Origin of the sequence: Achromobacter sp. UMC46 (genome assembly GCF_014170335.1) — a bacterium.
Taxonomy (GTDB): domain Bacteria; phylum Pseudomonadota; class Gammaproteobacteria; order Burkholderiales; family Burkholderiaceae_B; genus Achromobacter.
The window spans coordinates 39,621-60,067 of record NZ_LZZS01000042.1 but is presented as its reverse complement, the minus strand read 5'-3'; the positions used below and the strand labels follow the sequence as shown (position 1 = coordinate 60,067).

The 20,447-nt window shown below is 65.9% G+C and carries 20 protein-coding genes; 12 read left to right on the top strand and 8 right to left on the bottom strand.

Features of this window, described 5'->3' with window-relative positions; all coding sequences use genetic code 11:
- Nucleotides 1–12: 12 nt before the first annotated feature.
- Complete coding sequence (locus A9973_RS30500) at nucleotides 13–597, bottom strand: methylated-DNA--[protein]-cysteine S-methyltransferase (RefSeq protein ID WP_183011896.1); 585 nt, start codon at nucleotides 595–597, stop codon at nucleotides 13–15.
- A 3-nt stretch (nucleotides 598–600) separates the two neighbouring features.
- Nucleotides 601–1,536, bottom strand: a complete 936-nt coding sequence (gene rsmI, locus A9973_RS30495; protein WP_183011897.1) for a 16S rRNA (cytidine(1402)-2'-O)-methyltransferase — start codon at nucleotides 1,534–1,536, stop codon at nucleotides 601–603.
- A 65-nt stretch (nucleotides 1,537–1,601) separates the two neighbouring features.
- Here rsmI and A9973_RS30490 point away from each other — a divergent pair, with 65 nt between their 5' ends.
- The 4 genes from A9973_RS30490 (at nucleotide 1,602) to A9973_RS30475 (ending at nucleotide 4,021) form a co-directional block, all read left to right on the top strand.
- Nucleotides 1,602–2,084 (top strand): YraN family protein, encoded by a 483-nt coding sequence (locus tag A9973_RS30490; protein ID WP_183011898.1) that lies wholly within the window; start codon nucleotides 1,602–1,604, stop codon nucleotides 2,082–2,084.
- 115 nt (nucleotides 2,085–2,199) lie between these two features.
- A complete protein-coding gene (locus A9973_RS30485; RefSeq protein WP_169274276.1) occupies nucleotides 2,200–2,793 on the top strand; it encodes a phosphoheptose isomerase in 594 nt (197 codons plus the stop codon).
- Nucleotides 2,790–3,530 carry a BON domain-containing protein gene (locus tag A9973_RS30480; RefSeq protein WP_183011899.1) on the top strand — a complete coding sequence of 247 codons (741 nt, stop codon included), beginning with the start codon at nucleotides 2,790–2,792 and terminating at the stop codon, nucleotides 3,528–3,530. The genes A9973_RS30485 and A9973_RS30480 overlap by 4 nt, the downstream gene beginning before the upstream one ends.
- A complete protein-coding gene (locus A9973_RS30475) occupies nucleotides 3,527–4,021 on the top strand; it encodes a peroxiredoxin (protein WP_183011900.1) in 495 nt (164 codons plus the stop codon). The genes A9973_RS30480 and A9973_RS30475 overlap by 4 nt, the downstream gene beginning before the upstream one ends.
- A 74-nt stretch (nucleotides 4,022–4,095) precedes the next feature.
- On the opposite strand, the gene A9973_RS30470 is transcribed toward A9973_RS30475, so the two are convergent.
- Nucleotides 4,096–4,884 (bottom strand): MetQ/NlpA family ABC transporter substrate-binding protein, encoded by a 789-nt coding sequence (locus A9973_RS30470; RefSeq protein ID WP_183011901.1) that lies wholly within the window; start codon nucleotides 4,882–4,884, stop codon nucleotides 4,096–4,098.
- Between the two features lie 263 nt (nucleotides 4,885–5,147).
- Here A9973_RS30470 and argB point away from each other — a divergent pair, with 263 nt between their 5' ends.
- The 5 genes from argB to A9973_RS30445 all read left to right on the top strand — a co-directional run bounded on the left by argB (nucleotide 5,148) and on the right by A9973_RS30445 (nucleotide 10,448).
- Entirely contained in the window at nucleotides 5,148–6,050 is a 903-nt protein-coding gene (argB, locus tag A9973_RS30465) for an acetylglutamate kinase (RefSeq protein ID WP_006224740.1), read from the top strand.
- A 118-nt stretch (nucleotides 6,051–6,168) separates the two neighbouring features.
- The gene (locus tag A9973_RS30460) at nucleotides 6,169–6,915 is read left to right on the top strand and encodes a pyrimidine 5'-nucleotidase (protein WP_183011902.1); all 747 of its coding nucleotides are present in this window, start codon (nucleotides 6,169–6,171) and stop codon (nucleotides 6,913–6,915) included.
- A gap of 54 nt (nucleotides 6,916–6,969) precedes the next feature.
- The gene (gene slmA, locus A9973_RS30455; RefSeq protein ID WP_183011903.1) at nucleotides 6,970–7,545 is read left to right on the top strand and encodes a nucleoid occlusion factor SlmA; all 576 of its coding nucleotides are present in this window, start codon (nucleotides 6,970–6,972) and stop codon (nucleotides 7,543–7,545) included.
- A gap of 344 nt (nucleotides 7,546–7,889) precedes the next feature.
- Entirely contained in the window at nucleotides 7,890–9,383 is a 1,494-nt protein-coding gene (locus A9973_RS30450; protein WP_183011904.1) for a DASS family sodium-coupled anion symporter, read from the top strand.
- Nucleotides 9,384–9,395: 12 nt separating this feature from the next.
- Nucleotides 9,396–10,448 (top strand): Ldh family oxidoreductase, encoded by a 1,053-nt coding sequence (locus A9973_RS30445; RefSeq protein WP_183011905.1) that lies wholly within the window; start codon nucleotides 9,396–9,398, stop codon nucleotides 10,446–10,448.
- Nucleotides 10,449–11,179: 731 nt separating this feature from the next.
- On the opposite strand, the gene rodA is transcribed toward A9973_RS30445, so the two are convergent.
- The 5 genes from rodA to A9973_RS30420 all read right to left on the bottom strand — a co-directional run bounded on the left by rodA (nucleotide 11,180) and on the right by A9973_RS30420 (nucleotide 16,816).
- A complete protein-coding gene (gene rodA, locus A9973_RS30440) occupies nucleotides 11,180–12,316 on the bottom strand; it encodes a rod shape-determining protein RodA (protein WP_183017286.1) in 1,137 nt (378 codons plus the stop codon).
- On the bottom strand, nucleotides 12,316–14,241 hold the full coding sequence (gene mrdA / locus A9973_RS30435) for a penicillin-binding protein 2 (RefSeq protein WP_183017285.1): 1,926 nt from the start codon (nucleotides 14,239–14,241) through the stop codon (nucleotides 12,316–12,318). Before mrdA ends, rodA begins: the two co-directional genes overlap by 1 nt.
- 15 nt (nucleotides 14,242–14,256) lie before the next feature.
- Entirely contained in the window at nucleotides 14,257–14,817 is a 561-nt protein-coding gene (mreD, locus tag A9973_RS30430; protein ID WP_035213076.1) for a rod shape-determining protein MreD, read from the bottom strand.
- Nucleotides 14,804–15,688, bottom strand: coding sequence for a rod shape-determining protein MreC (gene mreC / locus A9973_RS30425; protein WP_183017284.1), 885 nt, complete (start codon nucleotides 15,686–15,688; stop codon nucleotides 14,804–14,806). Before mreC ends, mreD begins: the two co-directional genes overlap by 14 nt.
- Before the next feature lie 84 nt (nucleotides 15,689–15,772).
- Nucleotides 15,773–16,816, bottom strand: a complete 1,044-nt coding sequence (locus tag A9973_RS30420; protein ID WP_006216320.1) for a rod shape-determining protein — start codon at nucleotides 16,814–16,816, stop codon at nucleotides 15,773–15,775.
- A gap of 227 nt (nucleotides 16,817–17,043) precedes the next feature.
- Between A9973_RS30420 and gatC the strand changes: the two genes are divergently transcribed.
- The 3 genes from gatC to gatB all read left to right on the top strand — a co-directional run bounded on the left by gatC (nucleotide 17,044) and on the right by gatB (nucleotide 20,446).
- Nucleotides 17,044–17,352 carry an Asp-tRNA(Asn)/Glu-tRNA(Gln) amidotransferase subunit GatC gene (gatC, locus tag A9973_RS30415; RefSeq protein ID WP_183017283.1) on the top strand — a complete coding sequence of 103 codons (309 nt, stop codon included), beginning with the start codon at nucleotides 17,044–17,046 and terminating at the stop codon, nucleotides 17,350–17,352.
- A gap of 3 nt (nucleotides 17,353–17,355) precedes the next feature.
- Nucleotides 17,356–18,873, top strand: coding sequence for an Asp-tRNA(Asn)/Glu-tRNA(Gln) amidotransferase subunit GatA (gene gatA, locus A9973_RS30410; RefSeq protein WP_183017282.1), 1,518 nt, complete (start codon nucleotides 17,356–17,358; stop codon nucleotides 18,871–18,873).
- A gap of 115 nt (nucleotides 18,874–18,988) precedes the next feature.
- A complete protein-coding gene (gene gatB, locus A9973_RS30405) occupies nucleotides 18,989–20,446 on the top strand; it encodes an Asp-tRNA(Asn)/Glu-tRNA(Gln) amidotransferase subunit GatB (protein WP_183017281.1) in 1,458 nt (485 codons plus the stop codon).
- The last annotated feature ends 1 nt before the right edge of the window (nucleotide 20,447 follow it).

Sequence of the window (20,447 nt, the reverse complement as noted above, 5' to 3'; positions counted from 1 at the left end):
GGGGCCAACGGCTTACCAGGGCAATTCGGCCTGACCGTCGCAGACGCGGCGCGCGCGCGGGTTGCGGCTGACGTACCGGTTGCCTTCGTGCGCCAGCAGCGCCTGCTTGCGCGGCAAGCCCCCGCCGAATCCCGTCAGCGACGTATCGGCGCCGATCACACGGTGGCAAGGGATGATGATGATGATCGGATTGCGGCCCACCGCGCCGCCAACCGCCTGCGCCCCTTTCGGGCGTCCCACGGTGCGCGCCAGATCGCCATAGCTGGCGAGCTTGCCGAAATCCAGCGCGCAGAGCGCGTGCCAGACCTTATGCTGGAACGTCGTGCCGACGGGGTCGAGCGGCACGTCGAACCCCTGGCGCTGGCCCGCGAACCATTCTTCCAGTTCGCGCCGCGCCTGCTCCAGGATGGGGTCGGTTTCGGTCTGCGTCCAGCCATCGGCCGACGGCAGCAGTTCCTGGTCGGTGAACCAGGCGCCGCGCAGGCCCTTGGGGCTGGCGACGAGCCGCATCTGGCCCAGCGGCGTGGCCATGTCGCGATAGGTGATCGGTTCGAGGGGGTCGGCGGGCTTGTTCGACACGACCGTTGAATACACCATGCCTTACTCCGACGACTTCTTGCGGGCCAGCGCCCGGTTGTACAACACGTCGCGCGCCACGCCCGTGACCTTGGCGGCCACGCGGGCGGCGTCGCGCACCGACATCGATTCCAACAACGCGTCCAGCAGCACGTCCGTGCGCGGGTCGGCGTCCTCGTCGACGTCTTGTCCAGCTTGCGCGTGAGCGATCAGCACGAATTCGCCCTGTTCGCGGTGCGAGTCGGCCGCCAGCCAGGCTGCGGACTCGCCCAGCGTGAAGGTGGCGATCTCTTCAAAGCGCTTGGTGAGTTCGCGCGCCACGGTCAGTTGGCGGTCGGGGCCGCAGACTTCGAGCAGGTCGGCCAGGGTGGCGGCCAACCGATGCGGCGATTCGAACATGACGACCGGCGCGGGCAACGCGCACCACGACCGCAGCCAGCGCTGGCGGGCCACGGCCTTGGGCGGCGGGAAGCCGGCGAACGCGTAGGCCGGGTTTTCGTCGGTCGTGACGCCGCTGCCCATCAAGGCCGTGATGACGGCGCTGGGACCGGGCACGGGCACGACGGTGAACCCCGCTTCGCGCACCGCGCGCACCACACGGGCGCCCGGGTCGCTGACGGCGGGCGCGCCCGCGTCCGACACCAGCGCCACGCGCTGGCCTTGCGCCAGGCGTTCACAGATGGCTTGGGCGGCGGCGGCCTCGTTGTGGCGGTGGGCTGCCATGAGCGGCGTGCTGACGCCCCAGGCGTCCAGCAACGTGCGGCTGGCCCGCGTGTCTTCGGCGGCGATCACATCGGCGCGTTGCAGCGCATGCCAGGCCCGTAGCCCCAAGTCGCCCAGGTTGCCGATCGGCGTGGCCACGACGTACAAGGTCGACGCGGGCCAATGCTGCCCGGCCACGCGTTCGGAAACGCGGCTCCAGGCATCGCCGGCAGGCGGGGGTGAGACATTTTGATTCATTGCAGCCTACTGACACGGAAAACCATGTCAGTGTAGCCGCCAATGCCCGCCCTTTCGGAGCCCCCATGACGGACGACACCCTGCGCCTGGCCTGTGAACTGGCGCTGGTGGCCCGGCGCCGCGCGGACAAGCGCCGCCGCCGCGCCCGGCCGAGCGCGTCACCGGACGACACGCCCGTGCGCCGTTCGCCCATGCAACGCCGCGGCGATTTCCACGAAGACGCCGCGCTGCGCCTGCTGCTGGCCCAGGGCCTCGTGCTGCTGGCGCGCAACCTGTGGACGCGGGCGGGCGAGATCGACCTGGCCATGCGCGATGGCGACACGCTGGTTTTCGTGGAAGTCCGGGCGCGCGGCCGCACCCGATACGGCGGCGCCGCGGCCAGCATCGGCCGCGACAAGCAGGCCCGGCTGGCCCGCGCCGCGGCGCAATGGCTGCCGGAACTGGCCCGGCGGCACTGGCACGGCACGCCGCCCGCGGCCCGCTTCGACGCCGTGGTCTTCGATGACGGCCAGCCGCAATGGCTGCGCGGCGCGTTCCTGCTGGCTTGATTTGCGCATGCGTCCGCCCCGGTCCGGCCCCGGCGGGACGCCGCCGTAACGACCTGCCGCAGCATCGTTACGGATCGACAGAACAGCATGACCGCCCCGTGAGATAATCGCGGCCATGGATATGACCTCTCGTATGACGTCGCACTTTCGCGACGCCATGGCTGCGTGCGAACAAAGTATGAACGTCCTGGCCGAACCGCTGGCAGTGGCGGTGGACGTGCTATTCGGCGCCCTGGCGAACAACGGCAAGATTCTGGCTTGCGGCAACGGCGGATCCGCCGCTGACGCGCAGCATTTCATCGCCGAACTGGTGGGCCGCTTCGAACGCGAACGCCTGCCGCTGGCGGGCATCGCGCTCAATACGGATACCGCCATCCTCACGGCCGTCGGCAACGACTACGGCTTCGATGAAATCTACGAGCGCCAGGTCAACGCCTTCGGCCAGGCCGGCGACGTCCTGGTGGCGATCTCCACCAGCGGCAATTCCCCCAACGTGGTCCGCGCCATGGAAGCCGCCAGCGCGCGCGAAATGCACGTTCTTGCCCTGACCGGCAAGGGCGGCGGCGTCATGGGGGAACTCATTACGCCGATGGACGTCCATCTATGTGTTCCCAGCGACCGCACGATGCGGGTCCAGGAAGTCCATATTCTGCTGCTGCACGCGCTGTGCGATGGCATCGACGCTCTTCTGCTTGGAGACACCGAATGATTTCTGACGTCAGAACCGCCGTCCGCCCCCTGATGCTCGCGGCCGCGATGTCCACCGCGGCGCTTTCGCTGACGGCCTGCGCGCCCCTGATCGTAGGCGGCGCCGCCGCCACCACGGCAGTCGTGGTCACGGACCGCCGCACATCCGGTATCCAGCTTGAAGACCAGAACATGGCCTTCAAGGCGCAAAGCCAGATCTCGCAGAAATTGGGCGACACCGCCCGGGTCAACGCGATGGCTTACGGCGGCCACCTGCTGCTGACGGGCGACGTGCCCACCGAAGAAGCCAAGGCCCAGGCCACCACCATCGCGCAGGGCATCGAGAACGTCAAACAGGTCGTCAACCAGTTGAACGTCGGCCCAATCGCCTCCTTCGGCACCCGCTCGAACGACACCTGGCTGACCTCCAAGGTGAAGACGGCGCTGATCAACACCAAGTACGTGCCGTCCGGCACCATCGCGCTCACGACGGACCACAGCGTCGTCTACCTGATGGGCAAGGTCACCCAGGCCGAGGGCGATTACGCCGCCAACGCCACCGCCGACGTCGGCGGGGTCGCCAAGGTGGTTAAACTGTTCGAGACCATCAGCCGGGAAGAAGCAATCCGGCTGTCCAACAGCAGCACCCGGGACCAATCCACGGAAACCAAGGCGCCCATTGAAAGCGGCGCCGGCGCGGCACCCAGCAACAACGCAGCCGGCACGAGCAACGGCGTAGAGGCCATGCCCATCAAATGAAAAAAGCCATCGTAGCCCTGGCCGTGCTGGTCGCGGTCGGCATCGGCGCATGGTTCGTCTGGCGCCCTGCCCAGACCGCGCCCGACGTCACCTTCACCACGCTGGAAGGCAAGTCCTTCTCGATGCAGGACCTGCGCGGCAAGGTCGTGCTGGTCAAGTTCTGGGCGACCAGCTGCGTGACCTGTGTGAAGCAGATGCCGGAAACCATCGCCGCCTATAAACAGTACGCGGGCAAGGGCTACGAGGCCGTGGCGGTCGCCATGGACTACGACCCGCCCAACTTCGTGCTGAACTTCGCCGAGCAACGCAAGCTGCCCTTCCCCGTGGCGCTGGACACCAAGGGCGACATTGCCCGCGCCTTCGGCGACATCCGCCTGACGCCCACGGCCTTCCTGATCGACAAGCAGGGACACATCATCAAGCGCTATCTGGGCGAATACGATGTGGCCGAATTCCACGCCACCGTGGAAAAGGCGCTGGCGGCAGGCTAGACGCACCGCCGCCGCCCCATGAAAAAACCGCCCGATGGGCGGTTTTTTCATGCTTGGCCGGAGACCGGCCGGATTCAGAACGCGGGCACCACGGCGCCTTTGTACTTTTCCTGGATGAACGTCTTCACGGCGGGCGAGTGCAGCGCTTCGACCAGCTTCTTGATGCCCGGCGCGTCCTTGTTGTCGGAGCGGGTGACCAGGACGTTCGCGTAGGGCGAATCGGCGCCTTCGATGAACAGCGCGTCTTTCGTCGGCACCAGGCCGGCTTCCAGCGCGTAATTGGTGTTGATCAGCGCCAGGTCCACGTCGTCTAGTGAACGCGGCAGCATCGCGGCTTCGAGTTCGCGGAATTTCAGCTTCTTGGGATTTTCGACCACGTCGGCAGCGGTCGCGAGGATGTTGGACGGATCCTTCAGCTTGATCACGCCCTGCTTTTGCAGCAGCACCAGCGCGCGACCGCCGTTGGACGGGTCGTTCGGGATGGCGACCGTGGCGCCGTCCTTCAATTCGGACAGGCTCTTGATCTTCTTGGAGTAGCCGCCGAAAGGTTCGACGTGCACCAGCGCCACCGGCACCAGCGTGGCCTTGCGGTCCCGGTTGAAGGAATCCAGATAGGGCTTGTGCTGGAAGAAATTGGCGTCCAGCTGCTTGTCTGCCAGTTGCAGGTTGGGCTGTACATAATCGCTGAACACCTTGATGTCGAGCTCGACGCCTTGCTTGGCCAACTGCGGTTTCACCACTTCCAGGATCTCGGCATGCGGCACCTGGGTCGCGCCCACCACCACTTTTTCAGCATGAGCGGCATTGGCCGCCACCAGGAAGGCCGATGCCACGAGGGCAGAGCGGACGAAGTTCAAACGCATGTTTTGCCTCTTATAGGGATAAAAATGGGGGCCCATGTCCGCCCGGATGCGGATTCACCCCCTTTTGCGGGGCGCCGCGCTCTCGAAAACGCCCCCAATTTACCTGAATGCCGGTTATTTGTCGGGCATATGGACATAGGTTTTAGGCATATGAAACCTGTGGGTACTACAATCCGTCGTATGCTTGCGCTACCGCGTTCCGAACGCGATTTTGTGCAGGCATTTTTTCTAACCACTCATACCTATTTGCCGACTTAGCTGCCATGACCGACACCCCCGACCCTGCTGCCGTTTCGTCCCCCGCTGTCAAAGCCGCTGTGCTGTCTGAAGCACTGCCGTATATCCGACGATTCCACGGCAAGACCATCGTGGTCAAGTACGGCGGCAACGCCATGACGGAAGAGCGCTTGCAGCGCAGCTTCGCGCACGACGTCGTGCTGCTGAAGCTGGTGGGTCTGAACCCGGTGGTCGTCCATGGCGGCGGTCCGCAGATCGACGACGCGCTGCGCCGCATCGGCAAGCAGGGCACCTTCATCCAGGGCATGCGCGTGACCGATGCCGAGACCATGGAAGTGGTCGAATGGGTGCTGGGCGGCCAGGTCCAGCAAGACATCGTCATGATGATCAACGAAGTCGGCGGCAAGGCCGTGGGCCTGACCGGCAAGGACGGCGGCCTGATCCAGGCGCAAAAGAAGCTGATGGCCAACAAGGACAACCCCAACGAACCGATCGACATCGGTTTCGTGGGCGACATCACGCTGGTCGAACCGGCCGTCGTGAAGGCCTTGCAGGACGACCAGTTCATTCCGGTCATCTCGCCTATTGGTTACGGCGAAGACGGCACGGCCTACAACATCAACGCCGACGTCGTCGCCGGCAAGATGGCCGAAGTGCTGGGCGCTGAAAAGCTGCTGATGCTGACCAACACCCCGGGCGTGCTGGACAAGGCCGGCAAGCTGCTGCGCAGCCTGTCCGCCCAGACCATCGACGAGCTCTTCGCCGACGGCACCATCTCGGGCGGCATGCTGCCCAAGATCTCGTCGGCGCTGGACGCCGCCAAGAACGGCGTGAATTCCGTGCACATCGTCGACGGCCGCGTGCCGCACTGCCTGCTGCTGGAAATCCTGACCGATCAAGGCGTCGGCACGATGATCAGCTCGCATTGATGCCCCCCCCGCAGCGCTGCGCGCTTCCCCCCAGGGGGCGCCGCTGCGGACCGGCGGAGCCGGATCCGCGCGGCCCGGATCGGGACGGCTTTGCCATGTCTCTCCGGTGGCGTTTTTGATGCAAGCGCGCCGACAATTGTTGCGACCGGCGGTGCGCGTGCGCCGCTCGCGCCGCATGGCCACGGGCGTTCCCGAACGCCTGTGGTTGTTCGATCTGGACAATACGCTCCACGACACCTCGCACGCCATCTTCCCCAAGATCGACCACGGCATGACGATGGCCGTGGCCGAGGCCTTGAACGTGGACATCGACACGGCCAACGACGTGCGCCGCCGGTATTGGAAGCGCTACGGCGCCACGATGATCGGCATGGTGCGCCACCACGGCGTGAACCCGCACGACTTCCTGCACCGCAGCCACGACTTCGACGTCAACCCGCTGGTGCGCGCCGAAAAGGCGCTGGCCTACAAGCTGCGGCAGTTGCCGGGCCGCAAGGTGCTGCTGACCAACGCGCCGCTGCAATACGCCCGGGCGGTGCTGGCCCGGCTGGGCATCCTGCGCCAGTTCGACAGCCTGTGGGCCATCGAGCACATGCGGTTGCATGGTGAATTCCGGCCTAAGCCGTCGCCCGCCCTGCTGCGCTATGTGCTGGCGCGGGAAGGCGTGCCCGCCCACCGCGCGGTCCTGGTGGAAGACACCCTGGCCAACCTGCGCGGCGCACGCCGGGCCGGGGTCCGCACGGTGCATGTCTATCACCCCGGCACGCCTTTTTCCCGCGGCCGCTCGCATCGTCCGGCCTACGTCGACTTGCGGGTAAACTCCGTCAGTGATTTGTTGTTACGCCGGCGTCCCCTGCGGGGATAGCGGCGCGCTCCTCCCCCCATTCACCGTCAAGCCTGCGCGAGAGCAGTACCTTCCATGGCGAGCAAACCCGGCGAGCGCAAGACCCAGATTCTGCAGACTCTGGCCGAAATGCTGGAGCAGCCGCATGCGGCCCGCATCACTACGGCTGCGCTGGCCGCGCGCCTTGAGGTGTCGGAAGCCGCGCTCTACCGGCACTTCGCCAGCAAGGCGCAAATGTTCGAAGGGTTGATCGAATTCATCGAAACCAGCATCTTCACGCTGGTGAACCAGATTGCCACCGCCGAACCCTACGGCGTGCCGCAAGCGCACAAGACCGTCTCCATGCTGCTGACCTTCTCGGAACGCAACAAGGGCATGACGCGGGTGCTGACCGGCGATGCGCTGGTCACGGAAGACAACCGACTGCAAGAGCGCATCAACCACATCAACGACCGCATCGAAACTTCGCTGAAGCAATCGCTGCGCATCGCCATCACGGACGGCGGCCTGCCGCCGGACGCCAATGTGGCCGCGCACGCCAGCCTGCTGACGCATCTGGTGCTGGGCCGCTGGCTGCGCTATGCGCAGAGCGGCTGGCGCGTGACGCCCACGCTGCATCTGGACGAGCAACTGCGGCTGGCGCTGGGTTGAACCCCCCGCTGGCGGCCCAGACGTGGTCCATTTGTGATTCTTTCGCGACCAATTTGCGCCATAACACGATCGAATTACCCGAATCTCACCGGGCGGGGCACATCGACCTCCGGCCCAAGTGGTGGGCATTTATGCAACATTCCAACGCTTGCGACCAACGAGGGCCGACGAGCATAATGCCCGAGGTGGGTTTCTACAAGCGCAAAACCTCTTCGGTTTGACCCACATCAATACGGGTTTTCCTCAATGCCGTCACGATCATCCTGTAGCACCGACACATCGAATTGAACAAACCCGAGCTCGCGGGGAATGTGTCGGAAGTTTGACCTCAACCGGAGATGGATATGACCGCGCCAGCCGCTGTCCCTGCCTCGCAAGCCCCAAAGAAAGCAAAAATCCCAATCGGACTCGTCGCCGGCATCCTGGTGATGATCGGGGTGCTGATGATGCCCCTGCCCGCCGACCTGCCGGTCGCGGGCCACCGCATGCTGGCGATCCTGGCATTTGCCGTGGTGGTCTGGATTACCGAAGCCGTGTCTTACGAAGCCAGCGCGATCATGATCACGACGCTGATGGCTTTCCTGTTGGGCACGGCTCCGACAATCAAAGACCCGAACGTGCTGTACGGCACGTCGGCCGCCATCAGCATGGCCCTTACCGGCTTCTCGAACTCGGCGCTGGCGCTTGTCACCGGCGCCTTGTTCATTGCCGCCGCCATGACCTTCACCGGGCTGGACCGGCGCATCGCGCTGGTCACCCTGTCCAAGGTCGGCACCAGCACGCGCCGCATCCTGATCGGATGTATCGCCGTGACGATCGTGCTGAGCCTGGTCGTGCCTAGCGCCACGGCGCGCAGTGCGGCCGTGGTGCCCATCATGATGGGCGTCATCGCGGCCTTCGGTGTGGACAAGCGTTCGAACATCGCCGCCGGCATCATGATCATCGTGGCGCAAGCCACCAGCATCTGGAACGTCGGCATCCAGACCGCCGCCGCGCAAAACTTGCTGACGGTCGGCTTTATGGAAAAGATGCTGGGCGAACGCGTGGCGTGGTCGGACTGGCTGATCGCCGGCGCCCCCTGGTCGCTGATCATGTCGGCTGTGCTGATCTTCGTCGTGCTGAAACTGCTGCCGCCGGAAAGCGACAGCATCGCCGGAGGCAAGGAAGCCGTCGAAAAGTCGCTGCTTGAACTGGGCCCCATGACCAGCGCGCAAAAACGCCTGATGGCGGTGTCGATCATGCTGCTGCTGTTCTGGTCGACCGAAGGCAAGCTGCACAAGTTCGACACCACGTCGACCACCTACTTTGGCCTGGTCCTGCTGATGCTGCCGCGCTTTGGCGTGATGACGTGGAAAGACGTGCAATCGCGCATCCCATGGGGCACGGTGATCGTGTTCGGCGTGGGCATCAGCCTGGGTACCGCCCTGCTGACGACGCAAGCCGGCCAATGGCTGGGCAACCAGGTCGTGGCGCATACCGGGCTGGATCACCTGGGACCGCTGGCGATCTTCGCCGTCCTTGCCGCGTTCCTGATCGTCATCCACCTGGGTTTTGCCAGCGCCACCGCGCTGACCTCGGCCATGCTGCCCATCCTGATCTCGGTGCTGGCCACGCTGCCGGGCGATTTCAGCCGCCTGGGCATGACCATGCTGCTGGGCTTCGTCGTCAGCTACGGCTTCATCCTGCCGATCAACGCGCCGCAGAACATGGTGTGCCTGGGCACGGAAACCTTCAACGCCAAGCAGTTCGCCAAAGTCGGCATCATCGTCACCATCGTGGGCTACCTGCTGATGCTGGTGATGGGCGCGACCTACTGGCGCTGGCTCGGCTGGCTCTAAGGAGAACGCATCATGAAACTCTCCATTGCCCAAGCCAATGAATACGGCCGCCGCGTGCTGATGGCGCAAGGCGTACCCGAAGACATCGCCCGCGACGTGGCCGAACACCTGGTTGAGTCGGACCGGGTCGGCTACACCAGCCACGGCCTGTCGATCCTGACGAACTACCGGCGCGTGCTGTCCGAAGGCCTGGCGCAGGCCGACGGCCGGCCCGAACTGGTCAACGACCGCGGCGCCATGCTGGCCTATGACGGCCACCACGGCCTGGGCCAGTACGTGGGCAAAGTCGTCATCGAAAAGGCCATCGAGCGCACCCAGGAACACGGTCAGTGCATCGTGACCCTGCGCCACAGCCATCACCTGGGCCGCATGGGCCACTTCGGGGAAATGGTGGCGGCCAAGGGCCTGATCCTGCTGGCCTTCACCAACGTGATCAACCGCGCGCCCACCGTGGCGCCGTTCGGCGGCGCCCAGGCGTGCCTGACCACCAACCCGCTGTGCTTCGCCGGCCCGCTGCCGGGCGGCCGCCCCCCATTCATCGTGGACATGGCCACCAGTTCGATCGCGGTGAACAAAGCGCGCGTGCTGGCGGCCAAGGGCGAACAGGCGCCCCCCGGATCCCTGATCGACGCCGACGGCAACCCCACGACGGACCCCGGCGCGCTGTTCGCCGACCCGCCCGGCGCCCTGCTGCCCTTCGGCGGCCACAAGGGCTACGCGCTGGGATTGGTGGCTGAACTGCTGGCCGGCGTCTTGTCGGGCGGCGGCACGATCCAGCCGGAGCATCCCCGCATCGGCGTGGCGACCAACAACATGTTCGCGCTACTGCTGGATCCGCAAGTGGACTTCAACACCGACTGGCGCACGATGGAAGTCGGCGCGTTCATCGACTACCTGCACGCATGCAAGCCGCAGCCGGGCGTCGAGGCGGTGCAATACCCGGGCGAATACGAAGCCCGCAACCGCGCCGTGAACGCAGATTCGGTGGAGTTCGATAGCCGGATCTGGGATGGGTTGAAGAAGCTGGCGTCCGACCTGGGTGTGCCGGAGGCGTTGCCGGGTTGATGGTGTGTGTTTGGTGACGGGTGCTGGTTCTTGAGACGCCCGTCGCGGCGGTGGCCTGCCGGGGCGAGCTGCATGCTTAGGGTTCTGGCATACGGCATCGAGAAGAGAAATAGCTTGTAGTGCCCGCCCCCGGCCGGCCGCGCGGGCGGCCTTTGGGGGCTTACGCGGCGTCTTGCATCGACGTGCTGCCGCCACGCGTATAGGCAAGAAAACGGGCCGCCGCTAATCGCCACTTGAACCCCTGTGCCGGATGGGCGGCGTGCGCGAGAGGGTCTGCATACGCAACAGGCTCCCTGCCGCGCGCCGCCCATCTCTACCCCCCCACTTGATTGCGGGCCCATCAGCAATCCCTCCACGCAAGCGCGCAAGCGATCACCCCCCTGACGACGCACCACGCGTATGCCGATTGTGGCCGCCCGCGCGGCCGCAATCGGCGGGCCCCGCAAATCTCGACATGATTGACAGGCCCAGCAACGCGCCGAGCCAAGACGGCGTGAGCCCGTCGGGGTGGGCGGCATGGGCGCGAGCAACCTCGATGCGCCCGAGGGAATCTGAAGGGAAGGCCGTAGGCCTGGACGAAGATGACGAAGGGGAAGTCCGGCGCCTGCGCGCCGGACCGCAATCGTGGGCGCGAGTGCCCATGCCGCCCACCCCGACGGGCGACCCACGAAGCACCACCCGCGACACCGAAGAAGCCCCGCAAGCCTCCCCCGACGAACCTCACTCCCGCATCAACCCTTCGCCGACCGATGCCTGCTGATGCTCATCATGATCCCGAACGCGATCCCCATCGTGAACAACGCCGTCCCCCCGTAACTCATGAACGGCAACGGCACCCCGACGACAGGCAAGATCCCCGTCACCATCCCCACGTTCACGAACACATAGATGAACAGCATCATCGTCAGCGCCCCCGCCAGCAAGCGCCCGAACTGCGACGATGCCCGGGATGCGATCGTCAGGCCGCGCGCCATCATCAGGCCGTACAGCACCAGGATCGCAATCCCGCCGTACAGGCCGAATTCTTCGGCGTAGACCGCGAAGATGAAGTCGGTCGTGCGTTCCGGGATGAAGTCCAGGTGCGTCTGCGTGCCCTTCATGTAGCCCTTGCCGTAGACCCCGCCCGAGCCCACCGCGATCATCGACTGGATCGTGTGGAAGCCCTTGCCCAACGGATCGGAGCTGGGGTTCAGCAGCGTGCAGACCCGGTGCTTCTGATAGTCGTGCAGCACCACCCAGTCCACATCCGGTTCGCACAGCTGGTCTTCGTAATACACCAGCGTGCCGATCGCGATGATGCCTGCCAGCATCACCGGCACCAGCAGCTTGAACGACAGGCCCGCGAAATAGATCACGAAAAAGCCGGCGCCGAACACCAGCAGCGCCGTGCCCAGGTCGGGTTGCAGCACGATCAGGGCGAACGGCGCGGCCAGCATCGCGGCGGCGGCCAGGAAGTCACGGATGCGCACCGCGCCCTCGTGGCGCTGGAAGTACCAGGCCAGCATCATCGGCACGCCGATCTTCATCATCTCGGAAGGCTGGATGCGCGTCACGCCCAGGTTCAGCCAGCGGGTCGCGCCCTTGCTGGTTTCACCGAAGAACTCCACGCCCAGCAACAGCACCACGCCCACCACATAGAAGGGCAAGGCCAGCTTCATCAGCCACTTGGGCGGGATCAGCGCCATCGCCCACATCGCGAAGAACGCAATGATGAAGTTGCGCGACTGCTCCGCGAAACGCCAATCGGTGCCGCCCACCGCCGAATGCATGACGGTCAGGCCCAACGCGGCGAACATCATCAGGATCGCCAGCAGCGGCCAGTCGAACGCTGTGAACACGCGTAGCAGGATAAGGCCCAAGCGCTTCATTATTGGCGCACCACGTCGGTAGTAATAGATTCAACGGAGGCCAGCGGATCGGCCCGTTCCGGCCGCACGATCTTGTCCTGGCGGTCTTTGGCCAGCCAGTAGTCGAACACCTTGCGCGCAACCGGCGCGGCCACACTGGCGCCCCAACCGGCGTTCTCGACGATCAGCGAGACCGCGATGCGGGGATGCTCCAGCGGCGCGAACCCCATGAACAGCGCATGGTCGCGCAGGCGTTCGTCGATGGCGCTGGCGCGGTAGTGGCCACCGCGCAGGCTGAACACCTGCGCCGTGCCGGTCTTGCCGGCCGCCTGATATGGCGCGTTGGCGAATGCGCGCCGCGCCGTGCCGGCCCGCACCACATCCGCCATCGCGTTCTTGATGACATCCACATTGGCCTGCTTCAGCGGGATCCGGTAGTCGGGCGTGGATTCGGTGGGCTTGGCCACGCCGGTGCGCGGGTCGCGCACCGCGTGCACCAGGTGCGGACGGCGAAACAGGCCGTTGTTGGCCAGCGTCGACGTGCCTTGCGCCAGTTGCAGCAGGGTGAAGGCGTTGTAGCCCTGGCCCACGGCGACCGAAATGGTTTCGCCCGCATACCAGCGCTGGCGGTCCTTGTCCTTGTAGGCCGCGCGTTTCCAGTCGGTGGACGGCAGCACGCCGCGCTTCTCGCCTTCCAGGTCGATGCCGGTGATCTGGCCGAAACCGAACTGCTTGGTGAAATCGTGCAGCGCGTTCACGCCGATCTCGGGGCCCAGCGAATAGAAATACGTGTCCGACGACACCACGATGGCCTTGTGCATGTCGGTCATGCCATAGGCGGCGCCGCCGGCGTTGCGGAATTTCTGTCCGCCGAATTCGTAGTAGCCCGGATCGGAAATGCGGTCGGTCGCGCGGCGCTTGCCCAGTTCCAGGGCGGCCAGGCCCACGAAGGGCTTGTACGTCGAGCCGATGGGATAAGTGCCGTACAGCGGGCGGTTGATCAGCGGATGGTCCGGCGATTCGTTCAGCATCCGCCAGTTGTCCACGTCGATGCCGTCCACGAACAGATTGGGGTCGAAGGACGGCTGCGAGACGAAAGCCAGGACTTCGCCCGTGTCGGGGTCGATCGCGACCAGCGCGCCGCGCTGGCCCTCGAAGGCCTCTTCGGCCACTTTCTGCAGGCCCAGGTCGATGGACAGCATGATGTCCGATCCCGGCACCGGGTCGATACGCCGCAGGGTGCGCATGGGGCGGCCGCCGGCGGTGACTTCGACTTCTTCCAGGCCGGTGCGGCCATGCAGCTGCTCTTCCCAGGTTTTCTCGATGCCCTTCTTGCCGATGACATCGGTACCGCGATAGTTGCCCAGCTGGCCGGCGCGTTCCAGCTCTTCGTTGTCGCCTTCCGCGATGCGGCCGATGTAGCCCACCACGTGCGCGGCCGACACGCCTTGAGGATATTCGCGCACCCAGCGCGCGCGCAGCTCGACGCCCGGGAACTGGAACGAGTGCGCGGCGAACCAGGCGGCCTCGGTCTCGTTCAGGTTGTTGCGCAGCTGCAGGCTGGCGTAGCGGCTGGATTCCGCCGCGCGCCGCTTGAAGCGGCGCTGGTCGGTGGGGCTGATGTAGACGACTTCGGTCAGGCGTTCGAACAGCTCGTTCATGTTGCCCGCGTGGGCGGGCACCACTTCCAGCGTGTAGGTGCGGTAGTTGCGGGCCAGGACTTCGCCGTTGCGGTCCAGGATCTCGCCGCGCCGGGGCGGAATCGGCACGACCGCGATGCGGTTGCGGTCAGCGCGTTCGGACAGGCCTTCGTAGCGGTCGACCTGCAGGTACCAGAACCGCCCCACCAGCACGCCGAAGCACAGCAGCGCGAACACGCCGCCCACCCATGCGCGAAGGCGGAAGCGCTGCTTCTGCTGCTGGCCGGTTTTCTTGAATTCAAACATGACGCGACGCCGCCCTCAGGCGGAGGAGGATTCGGCGTCGTCGGCACCGCGCTGCGGCAAGTGCAGGACCCAGCCCGCCAACGGCCACAGGGCGGCGGTGATGGCCACGCTGATGCACCAGTCCCAGCCCGGCCACTTGCCGGCAAGCCAGGCGTGGATGATCTGGGTCAGGAAACGGGCGATGAAGAAGACAGGCAGCATGTGCATCGCCTGGCTCCAGAGGTCGAACCGTTGCAGCCGGCGGTGCAGCACTACGGCGCCGTAGGCGACCAGCGTGTACGACAAGGCGTGCTCGCCCAGCGGACCCGCGTCATGCACGTCCATCAGCAACCCGAAGAAGAAGGCGGTGAACAGGCCCACGCGGCGCGGCTCGTGCACGCACCAGAAGGCGATGATCAGCAGCAGCACGTCGGGCGCGCCCTGCCACAGCCGCCACGGCAGCAGCGACACCAGCCACACCAGCAGCACCGTGGCCCAGACGAAGACGCCATGGGCCGGACCGGACAGGCGGTCGGGATGCACGTTGCTGGGCGTTCCCAGGCGGCGCCTGGGTTGCGATTGATTAGTCCGATCCACCGGAATCGACCTCCTGACGGTTGGACTCGGCGCGGGCCACATCCACCTGCAATACCAGGAAGTGGCGATAGCGTTCGGGGTGGGCCAGCGGTTCACACACGGCGCGCGCGAAACCGGAGGCGGTGTCGCGTTCGACCGAGGTCACTTTGGCCACGGGCAGGCCGGCGGGGAACAAACCGCCGACGCCACTGGTGACGATAGTATCGCCTTCCTTGATGTCGGCATTGGCGGCAAGGTAACGGACTTCCATCTTGCCCGGTGAATTGCCGCCGAACGCGATCAGCCGCAGCCCGTTGCGCAGCAGCTGGACGGGGATGGACACCTGCTCATCCGTCACCAGTGCGGCTTCGGCCGTCATCGGCGTCACGCGGACGATCTGGCCGACCACGCCGCCTTCGTCGATTACGGGCATGCCCGGCGCCAGGCCGGCCTTGCTGCCCTTGTTGAACACCAGGCGCTGGGTGAACGCATTGGTGGGTTCGTACATGACTTCGACCACCACGGCCGATTGCGCCACGGTGTCGGTCACGCCCAGCAGGCGGCGCAGTTGCGCGTTTTCAGCGGCCAATTGCGCCGCATGGCTGGCCACCTGGGCCAGCTCGATGCGCTGGCGCTGCAAGGCTTCGTTTTCGCTGCGGATGAGGTTGGCCGCATTGACCCATTCGTTGACTTGCTGGACGAGGTCGCGCGGCGCCATGACTGCGCGCTGGAAGGGGTAAAGCGCCACAGATATCGCACGGCGCGCCGGTTCCAGCATGCGCCATTGCGAGTCCATGATGATCAGGGCCAAAGCAAGGACGACCAGAACGACCAGCCGCACCTCCGCAGGTGGGCCGCGCCTGAATAGGGGGGGGGTCCCTTGTCGTTGCATGAATCTCAGCCCGGGCACCCGCGTCCGTAGCTCCCGCAGCGGCCGGAGCCGTAAAAAAGCGGGGCTCCGGGCTGGCGGGCGGTATTAGTCGTTGATGAAGATGGCGCCCAGTTTCTCAAGGTGTTCCAACGCTTCGCCGCAACCGCGCACGACGCAGGTCAAGGGATCGTCGGCCACCACGACGGGCAGGCCGGTCTCTTCCTGGAGCAGGCGATCCAGATCGCGCAGCAAGGCGCCGCCGCCGGTCAGGGCGATGCCCTTGTCGGTGATGTCGGCACCCAGCTCGGGCGGGGTTTGCTCAAGCGCGATCTTCACCGCGGAAACGATCTGGTTCAGCGGGTCGGTCAGCGATTCCAGGATCTCGTTGGACGAGACCGTGAAGCTGCGCGGCACGCCTTCGGCCAGATTGCGGCCCTTGACTTCGATTTCGCGGACTTCGGAACCCGGGAATGCGGATCCGATTTCCTTCTTGATCAGCTCGGCCGTGGGTTCGCCGATCAGCATGCCGTAGTTGCGGCGGATATAGTTGACGATGGCTTCGTCGAACTTGTCACCGCCGACGCGCACGGAACCCTTGTAGACCATGCCGCCCAGCGAGATGACTGCCACCTCGGTGGTGCCGCCGCCGATGTCGACGACCATGGAGCCGCTGGCGTCGGACACGGCCAGGCCGGCGCCGATGGCCGCGGCCATGGGTTCTTCGATCAGGAAGACGTGGGACGCACCCGCGCCCAACGCCGATTCGCGGATGGCGCGACGTTCAACCTGGGTGGAGCCGCAGGGCACGCAGACGATAATGCGCGGACTGGGCGCCAGCATGTTGCGGGGGTGCACCATGCGGATGAACTGCTTGAGCATCTGTTCGGTGACCGTGAAGTCGGCGATAACGCCATCCTTCATGGGCCGAATGGCCTCGATGTTGCCGGGCACTCGGCCAAGCATCTGCTTGGCTTCGTGGCCGACGGCCTGGATGATCTTTTTGCCGTGAGGCCCGCCTTCATGACGGATTGCGACCACGGAGGGCTCATCGAGCACGATGCCCTTGCCGCGGACGTAAATCAGCGTATTGGCGGTACCGAGGTCGATCGCCATATCGCTGGAAAAATAACTGCGCAGGAATCCGAACATGGGAGCTCAGCTAAATTCTGGGGGGAATTGGGTTCAAGTCGTGGGGCGTTTGGCCCGAAAAACGTCGGGTCCGCCTGTCATCACGGCGATTAAACCGTGAATCATAACTTATAATTTCACCGGAAATAGCGCATAAATGCAGGCTATTCAAGCTTTGTAACGGGATTGGAGGGTACATACTGCCCAGTCCCGCCCTTCGGCCTTCGCTTATCGATTTTGCAATCCCTATGGCGCTCAATGACAAAGATGTGGCCCGCATTGCCCGGCTGGCCAGAATCGAACTGACCCCCGACCAGCGCACGCTTGCGCAGGCCGAGTTAAACGGCATCCTCCACCTGATCGAACGGCTCCAGTCCGTCGACACCCAAGGCGTAGAACCCCTGGCCCACCCCCTGTCCGCCCATGAGGACATCGTGCTGCGCCTGCGTGAAGACGCCGTCACCGAGGCCAGCTCGGAAGCCCGCCGCCAGGCGCTGCTGGCCAACGCCCCCGACGCCCAGGAAGGCTTGTTCCTGGTTCCTAAAGTCCTAGACTAAGCCATGACGAAACCTGCCTTGCACACCCAATTCGAGGGGATCGCCGCTTTGCGCGCGGCCCTCGCCCAACGCCAGGTCAGCGCCGTCGAACTGGCGCAAAGCGCCCTGGCGGCCGCCGACGCGGCCAGCGGCCTGAATTGCTTTTTACATATTGACGCCGAATTGACGCTGGCCCAGGCCCGCGCCGCCGACGCGGCCCTGGCCGCCGGTTCGGCCGGCCCGCTGGCCGGCGTTCCGATCGCCCACAAAGACGCGTTTGTGACCCGCGGCTGGCGCACCACCGCCGGCAGCAAGATGCTGGAAGGCTACGTCAGCCCGTTCGACGCCACCGTCGTCGAACGCCTGGGCGCGGCGGGCGCCGTGTCCATCGGCAAGCTGAACTGCGACGAATTCGCCATGGGTTCCGGCAACGAGAACTCGGCCTACGGCGCCGTGAAGAACCCCTGGGACCACGCCGCCGTGCCGGGCGGCTCGTCGGGCGGTTCGGCCGCGGCCGTGGCCGCCCGCCTGGTGGCCGCCGCCACCGGCACCGACACCGGCGGTTCGGTGCGCCAGCCCGCTGCCCTGTGCGGCGTCAGCGGCATCAAGCCGACCTACGGCACCGTGTCGCGCTACGGCATGGTGGCGTTCGGCTCCAGCCTGGACCAGGCCGGCCCGCTGGCCGCCAGCAGCCGCGACCTGCTTGAACTGCTGGACGTCGTCAGCGGCTTCGATCCGCGCGACGCCACCAGCCTGGAAAAGTGCGACGCCGCCGTGAACGAACCCGGCCGCGTCCGCCGCGACTTCGATTCGGCCCAGGCCACGTTCGACGCCGCCGGCAGCCAGCCCCTGAAGGGCCTGCGCATCGGCGTGCCGGAAGAATATTTCGGCGCCGGCCTGGCCGCTGAGGTGGCCGCCGCGGTGGAAGCCGCGCTGGTCCAGTTCGAGGCGCTGGGCGCCGTGCGCGTGCCGGTGTCGCTGCCGCGCACGGAACTCGCCATCCCCGCCTACTACGTCATTGCCCCCGCGGAAGCGTCCAGCAACCTGGCACGCTACGACGGCGTGCGCTACGGCCACCGCACCGAGCAGTACGGCGACCTGACCGAGATGATCAGCCGCTCGCGCGCCGAAGGCTTCGGCGACGAGGTCAAGCGCCGCATCCTGATCGGCACCTACGTGCTGTCGCACGGCTATTACGACGCCTACTACCTGCAAGCGCAACGCCTGCGCCGCCTGATCGCGCAGGATTTCCAGCGCGCCTACGCCGGCCAGTGCGACGTGATCATGGGCCCGGTCACGCCGACGGTCGCCAAGAACATCGGCGACAACCGCGACGACCCGACAGCCGACTGGCTGGCCGACGTCTACACGCTGGGTGTCAGCCTGGCGGGCTTGCCGGCCATGTCCATCCCGTGCGGCTTCGGCTCGGGACGCCCGGTCGGCCTGCAGATCATCGGCAACTATTTCGACGAGGGCAAGCTCCTTGCCATCGCCGACCGCTACCAACAAGTGACGGACTGGCATACGCGGTCCCCGCTCTGATGAGGCCCCCACGCTCACTCCGTTCGCTGCCCCCCGAGGGGGCTGCCAGCGCCTTGGGGCGGCCCGGCGCCGCTGGCGCGCTCCGCTGCGGCACTATTGATTGGAACTACAGATAATGAACTGGGAAATCGTCATCGGCCTGGAAACGCATACCCAGCTTTCCACCGGCTCCAAGATCTTTTCGGGTAGCAGCACCGAGTTCGGCGCCGCGCCCAACACGCATGCCAACGAAGTGGACCTGGCCCTGCCGGGCAGCCTGCCGGTCATGAACCGCGGCGCGGCCGAACGCGCCATCCGCTTCGGCCTGGCGGTCGGCGCCACCATCGCGCCGCGCTCGGTCTTTGCGCGCAAGAACTACTTCTATCCCGACCTGCCCAAGGGCTACCAGATCAGCCAGTACGAGCTGCCAGTGGTCGTGGGCGGCACGCTGTCGTTCTTCGTGGGCGAAGAAGAAAAGACCATCAACCTGACGCGCGCCCACCTGGAAGAAGACGCCGGCAAATCGCTGCACGACGACTTCACCCTGGCCAACGGCGCGCCCGCCAGCGGCATCGACCTGAACCGCGCCGGCACCCCGTTGCTGGAAATCGTGACCGAGCCCGAAATGCGCTCGGCCGCCGAGGCCGTGTCCTATGCCCGCGCCCTGCACAGCCTGGTCGTCTGGCTGGGCATCTGCGACGGCAACATGCAGGAAGGCTCGTTCCGCTGCGACGCCAACGTGTCGGTGCGCCCGGTGGGCCAGAAGGAATTCGGCACCCGCACCGAGATCAAGAACGTCAACTCGTTCCGCTTCCTGGAACGCGCCATCGTCTACGAGGCGCGCCGCCAGATCGAACTGATTGAAGACGGCGGCACCGTCGTCCAGGAAACGCGCCTGTATGACGCCGACCGCGACGAGACGCGCAGCATGCGCAGCAAGGAAGACGCGCACGACTACCGCTACTTCCCCGACCCCGACCTGCCCACGCTGGTGATCTCGGCCGCCTGGGTGGACGAGGTGCGCGCCGCCATGCCCGAACTGCCGGCCGCCCAGCGCGCCCGCTTCGAATCGGAATTCGGCCTGCCCGCCTACGACGCCGCCCAATTGACCGTCAGCCGCGACCTGGCCGCCTACTTCGAAGCCGTGGCGCGTGCCCTGCCCGCAGGCCAGGCCAAGCTGGCCGCCAACTGGGTCATGGGCGAAGTCGCCGCCGCCTTGAACAAGGAAGAAAAGGGCATCGCCGATTCTCCCGTGCAAGCGCCGGCGCTGGCCGCGCTGATCAGCCGCATTATCGACGGCACGATCTCCAACAAGATCGCCCGCGAAGTCTTCGGCGCCATGTGGGCCGGCGAGAACGGCGGCGATGCCGACGCCATCATCGACGCGCGCGGCCTGAAGCAGATCAGCGACACGGGCGCCATCGGCGCCATGATCGACGAAGTGCTGGCCGCCAACCCGGCCATCGTGGAAGAGTACCGGGCCGGCAAGCAGAAGGCGTTCAACTCGCTGGTGGGCCAGATCATGAAGGCCGCCCGCGGCAAGGCCAACCCGCAGCAAGTGAACGACCTGCTCAAGCAGAAGCTCGACAGCTGAT

Excerpts from the sequence above, each read along its gene's own strand:
- argB (WP_006224740.1), top strand. The coding sequence starts at position 5,148 with ATGACCGACACCCCCGACCCTGCTGCCGTTTCGTCCCCCGCTGTCAAA.
- mreC (WP_183017284.1), bottom strand. The coding sequence starts at position 15,688 with ATGCAACGACAAGGGACCCCCCCCCTATTCAGGCGCGGCCCACCTGCG.
- A9973_RS30450 (WP_183011904.1), top strand. The coding sequence starts at position 7,890 with ATGACCGCGCCAGCCGCTGTCCCTGCCTCGCAAGCCCCAAAGAAAGCA.
- A9973_RS30460 (WP_183011902.1), top strand. The coding sequence starts at position 6,169 with ATGCAAGCGCGCCGACAATTGTTGCGACCGGCGGTGCGCGTGCGCCGC.
- A9973_RS30420 (WP_006216320.1), bottom strand. The coding sequence starts at position 16,816 with ATGTTCGGATTCCTGCGCAGTTATTTTTCCAGCGATATGGCGATCGAC.
- rodA (WP_183017286.1), bottom strand. The coding sequence starts at position 12,316 with ATGAAGCGCTTGGGCCTTATCCTGCTACGCGTGTTCACAGCGTTCGAC.
- A9973_RS30470 (WP_183011901.1), bottom strand. The coding sequence starts at position 4,884 with ATGCGTTTGAACTTCGTCCGCTCTGCCCTCGTGGCATCGGCCTTCCTG.
- gatB (WP_183017281.1), top strand. The coding sequence starts at position 18,989 with ATGAACTGGGAAATCGTCATCGGCCTGGAAACGCATACCCAGCTTTCC.
- slmA (WP_183011903.1), top strand. The coding sequence starts at position 6,970 with ATGGCGAGCAAACCCGGCGAGCGCAAGACCCAGATTCTGCAGACTCTG.
- gatC (WP_183017283.1), top strand. The coding sequence starts at position 17,044 with ATGGCGCTCAATGACAAAGATGTGGCCCGCATTGCCCGGCTGGCCAGA.
- mrdA (WP_183017285.1), bottom strand. The coding sequence starts at position 14,241 with ATGTTTGAATTCAAGAAAACCGGCCAGCAGCAGAAGCAGCGCTTCCGC.
- A9973_RS30500 (WP_183011896.1), bottom strand. The coding sequence starts at position 597 with ATGGTGTATTCAACGGTCGTGTCGAACAAGCCCGCCGACCCCCTCGAA.
- rsmI (WP_183011897.1), bottom strand. The coding sequence starts at position 1,536 with ATGAATCAAAATGTCTCACCCCCGCCTGCCGGCGATGCCTGGAGCCGC.
- A9973_RS30445 (WP_183011905.1), top strand. The coding sequence starts at position 9,396 with ATGAAACTCTCCATTGCCCAAGCCAATGAATACGGCCGCCGCGTGCTG.
- A9973_RS30490 (WP_183011898.1), top strand. The coding sequence starts at position 1,602 with ATGACGGACGACACCCTGCGCCTGGCCTGTGAACTGGCGCTGGTGGCC.
- A9973_RS30485 (WP_169274276.1), top strand. The coding sequence starts at position 2,200 with ATGGATATGACCTCTCGTATGACGTCGCACTTTCGCGACGCCATGGCT.
- A9973_RS30475 (WP_183011900.1), top strand. The coding sequence starts at position 3,527 with ATGAAAAAAGCCATCGTAGCCCTGGCCGTGCTGGTCGCGGTCGGCATC.
- gatA (WP_183017282.1), top strand. The coding sequence starts at position 17,356 with ATGACGAAACCTGCCTTGCACACCCAATTCGAGGGGATCGCCGCTTTG.
- A9973_RS30480 (WP_183011899.1), top strand. The coding sequence starts at position 2,790 with ATGATTTCTGACGTCAGAACCGCCGTCCGCCCCCTGATGCTCGCGGCC.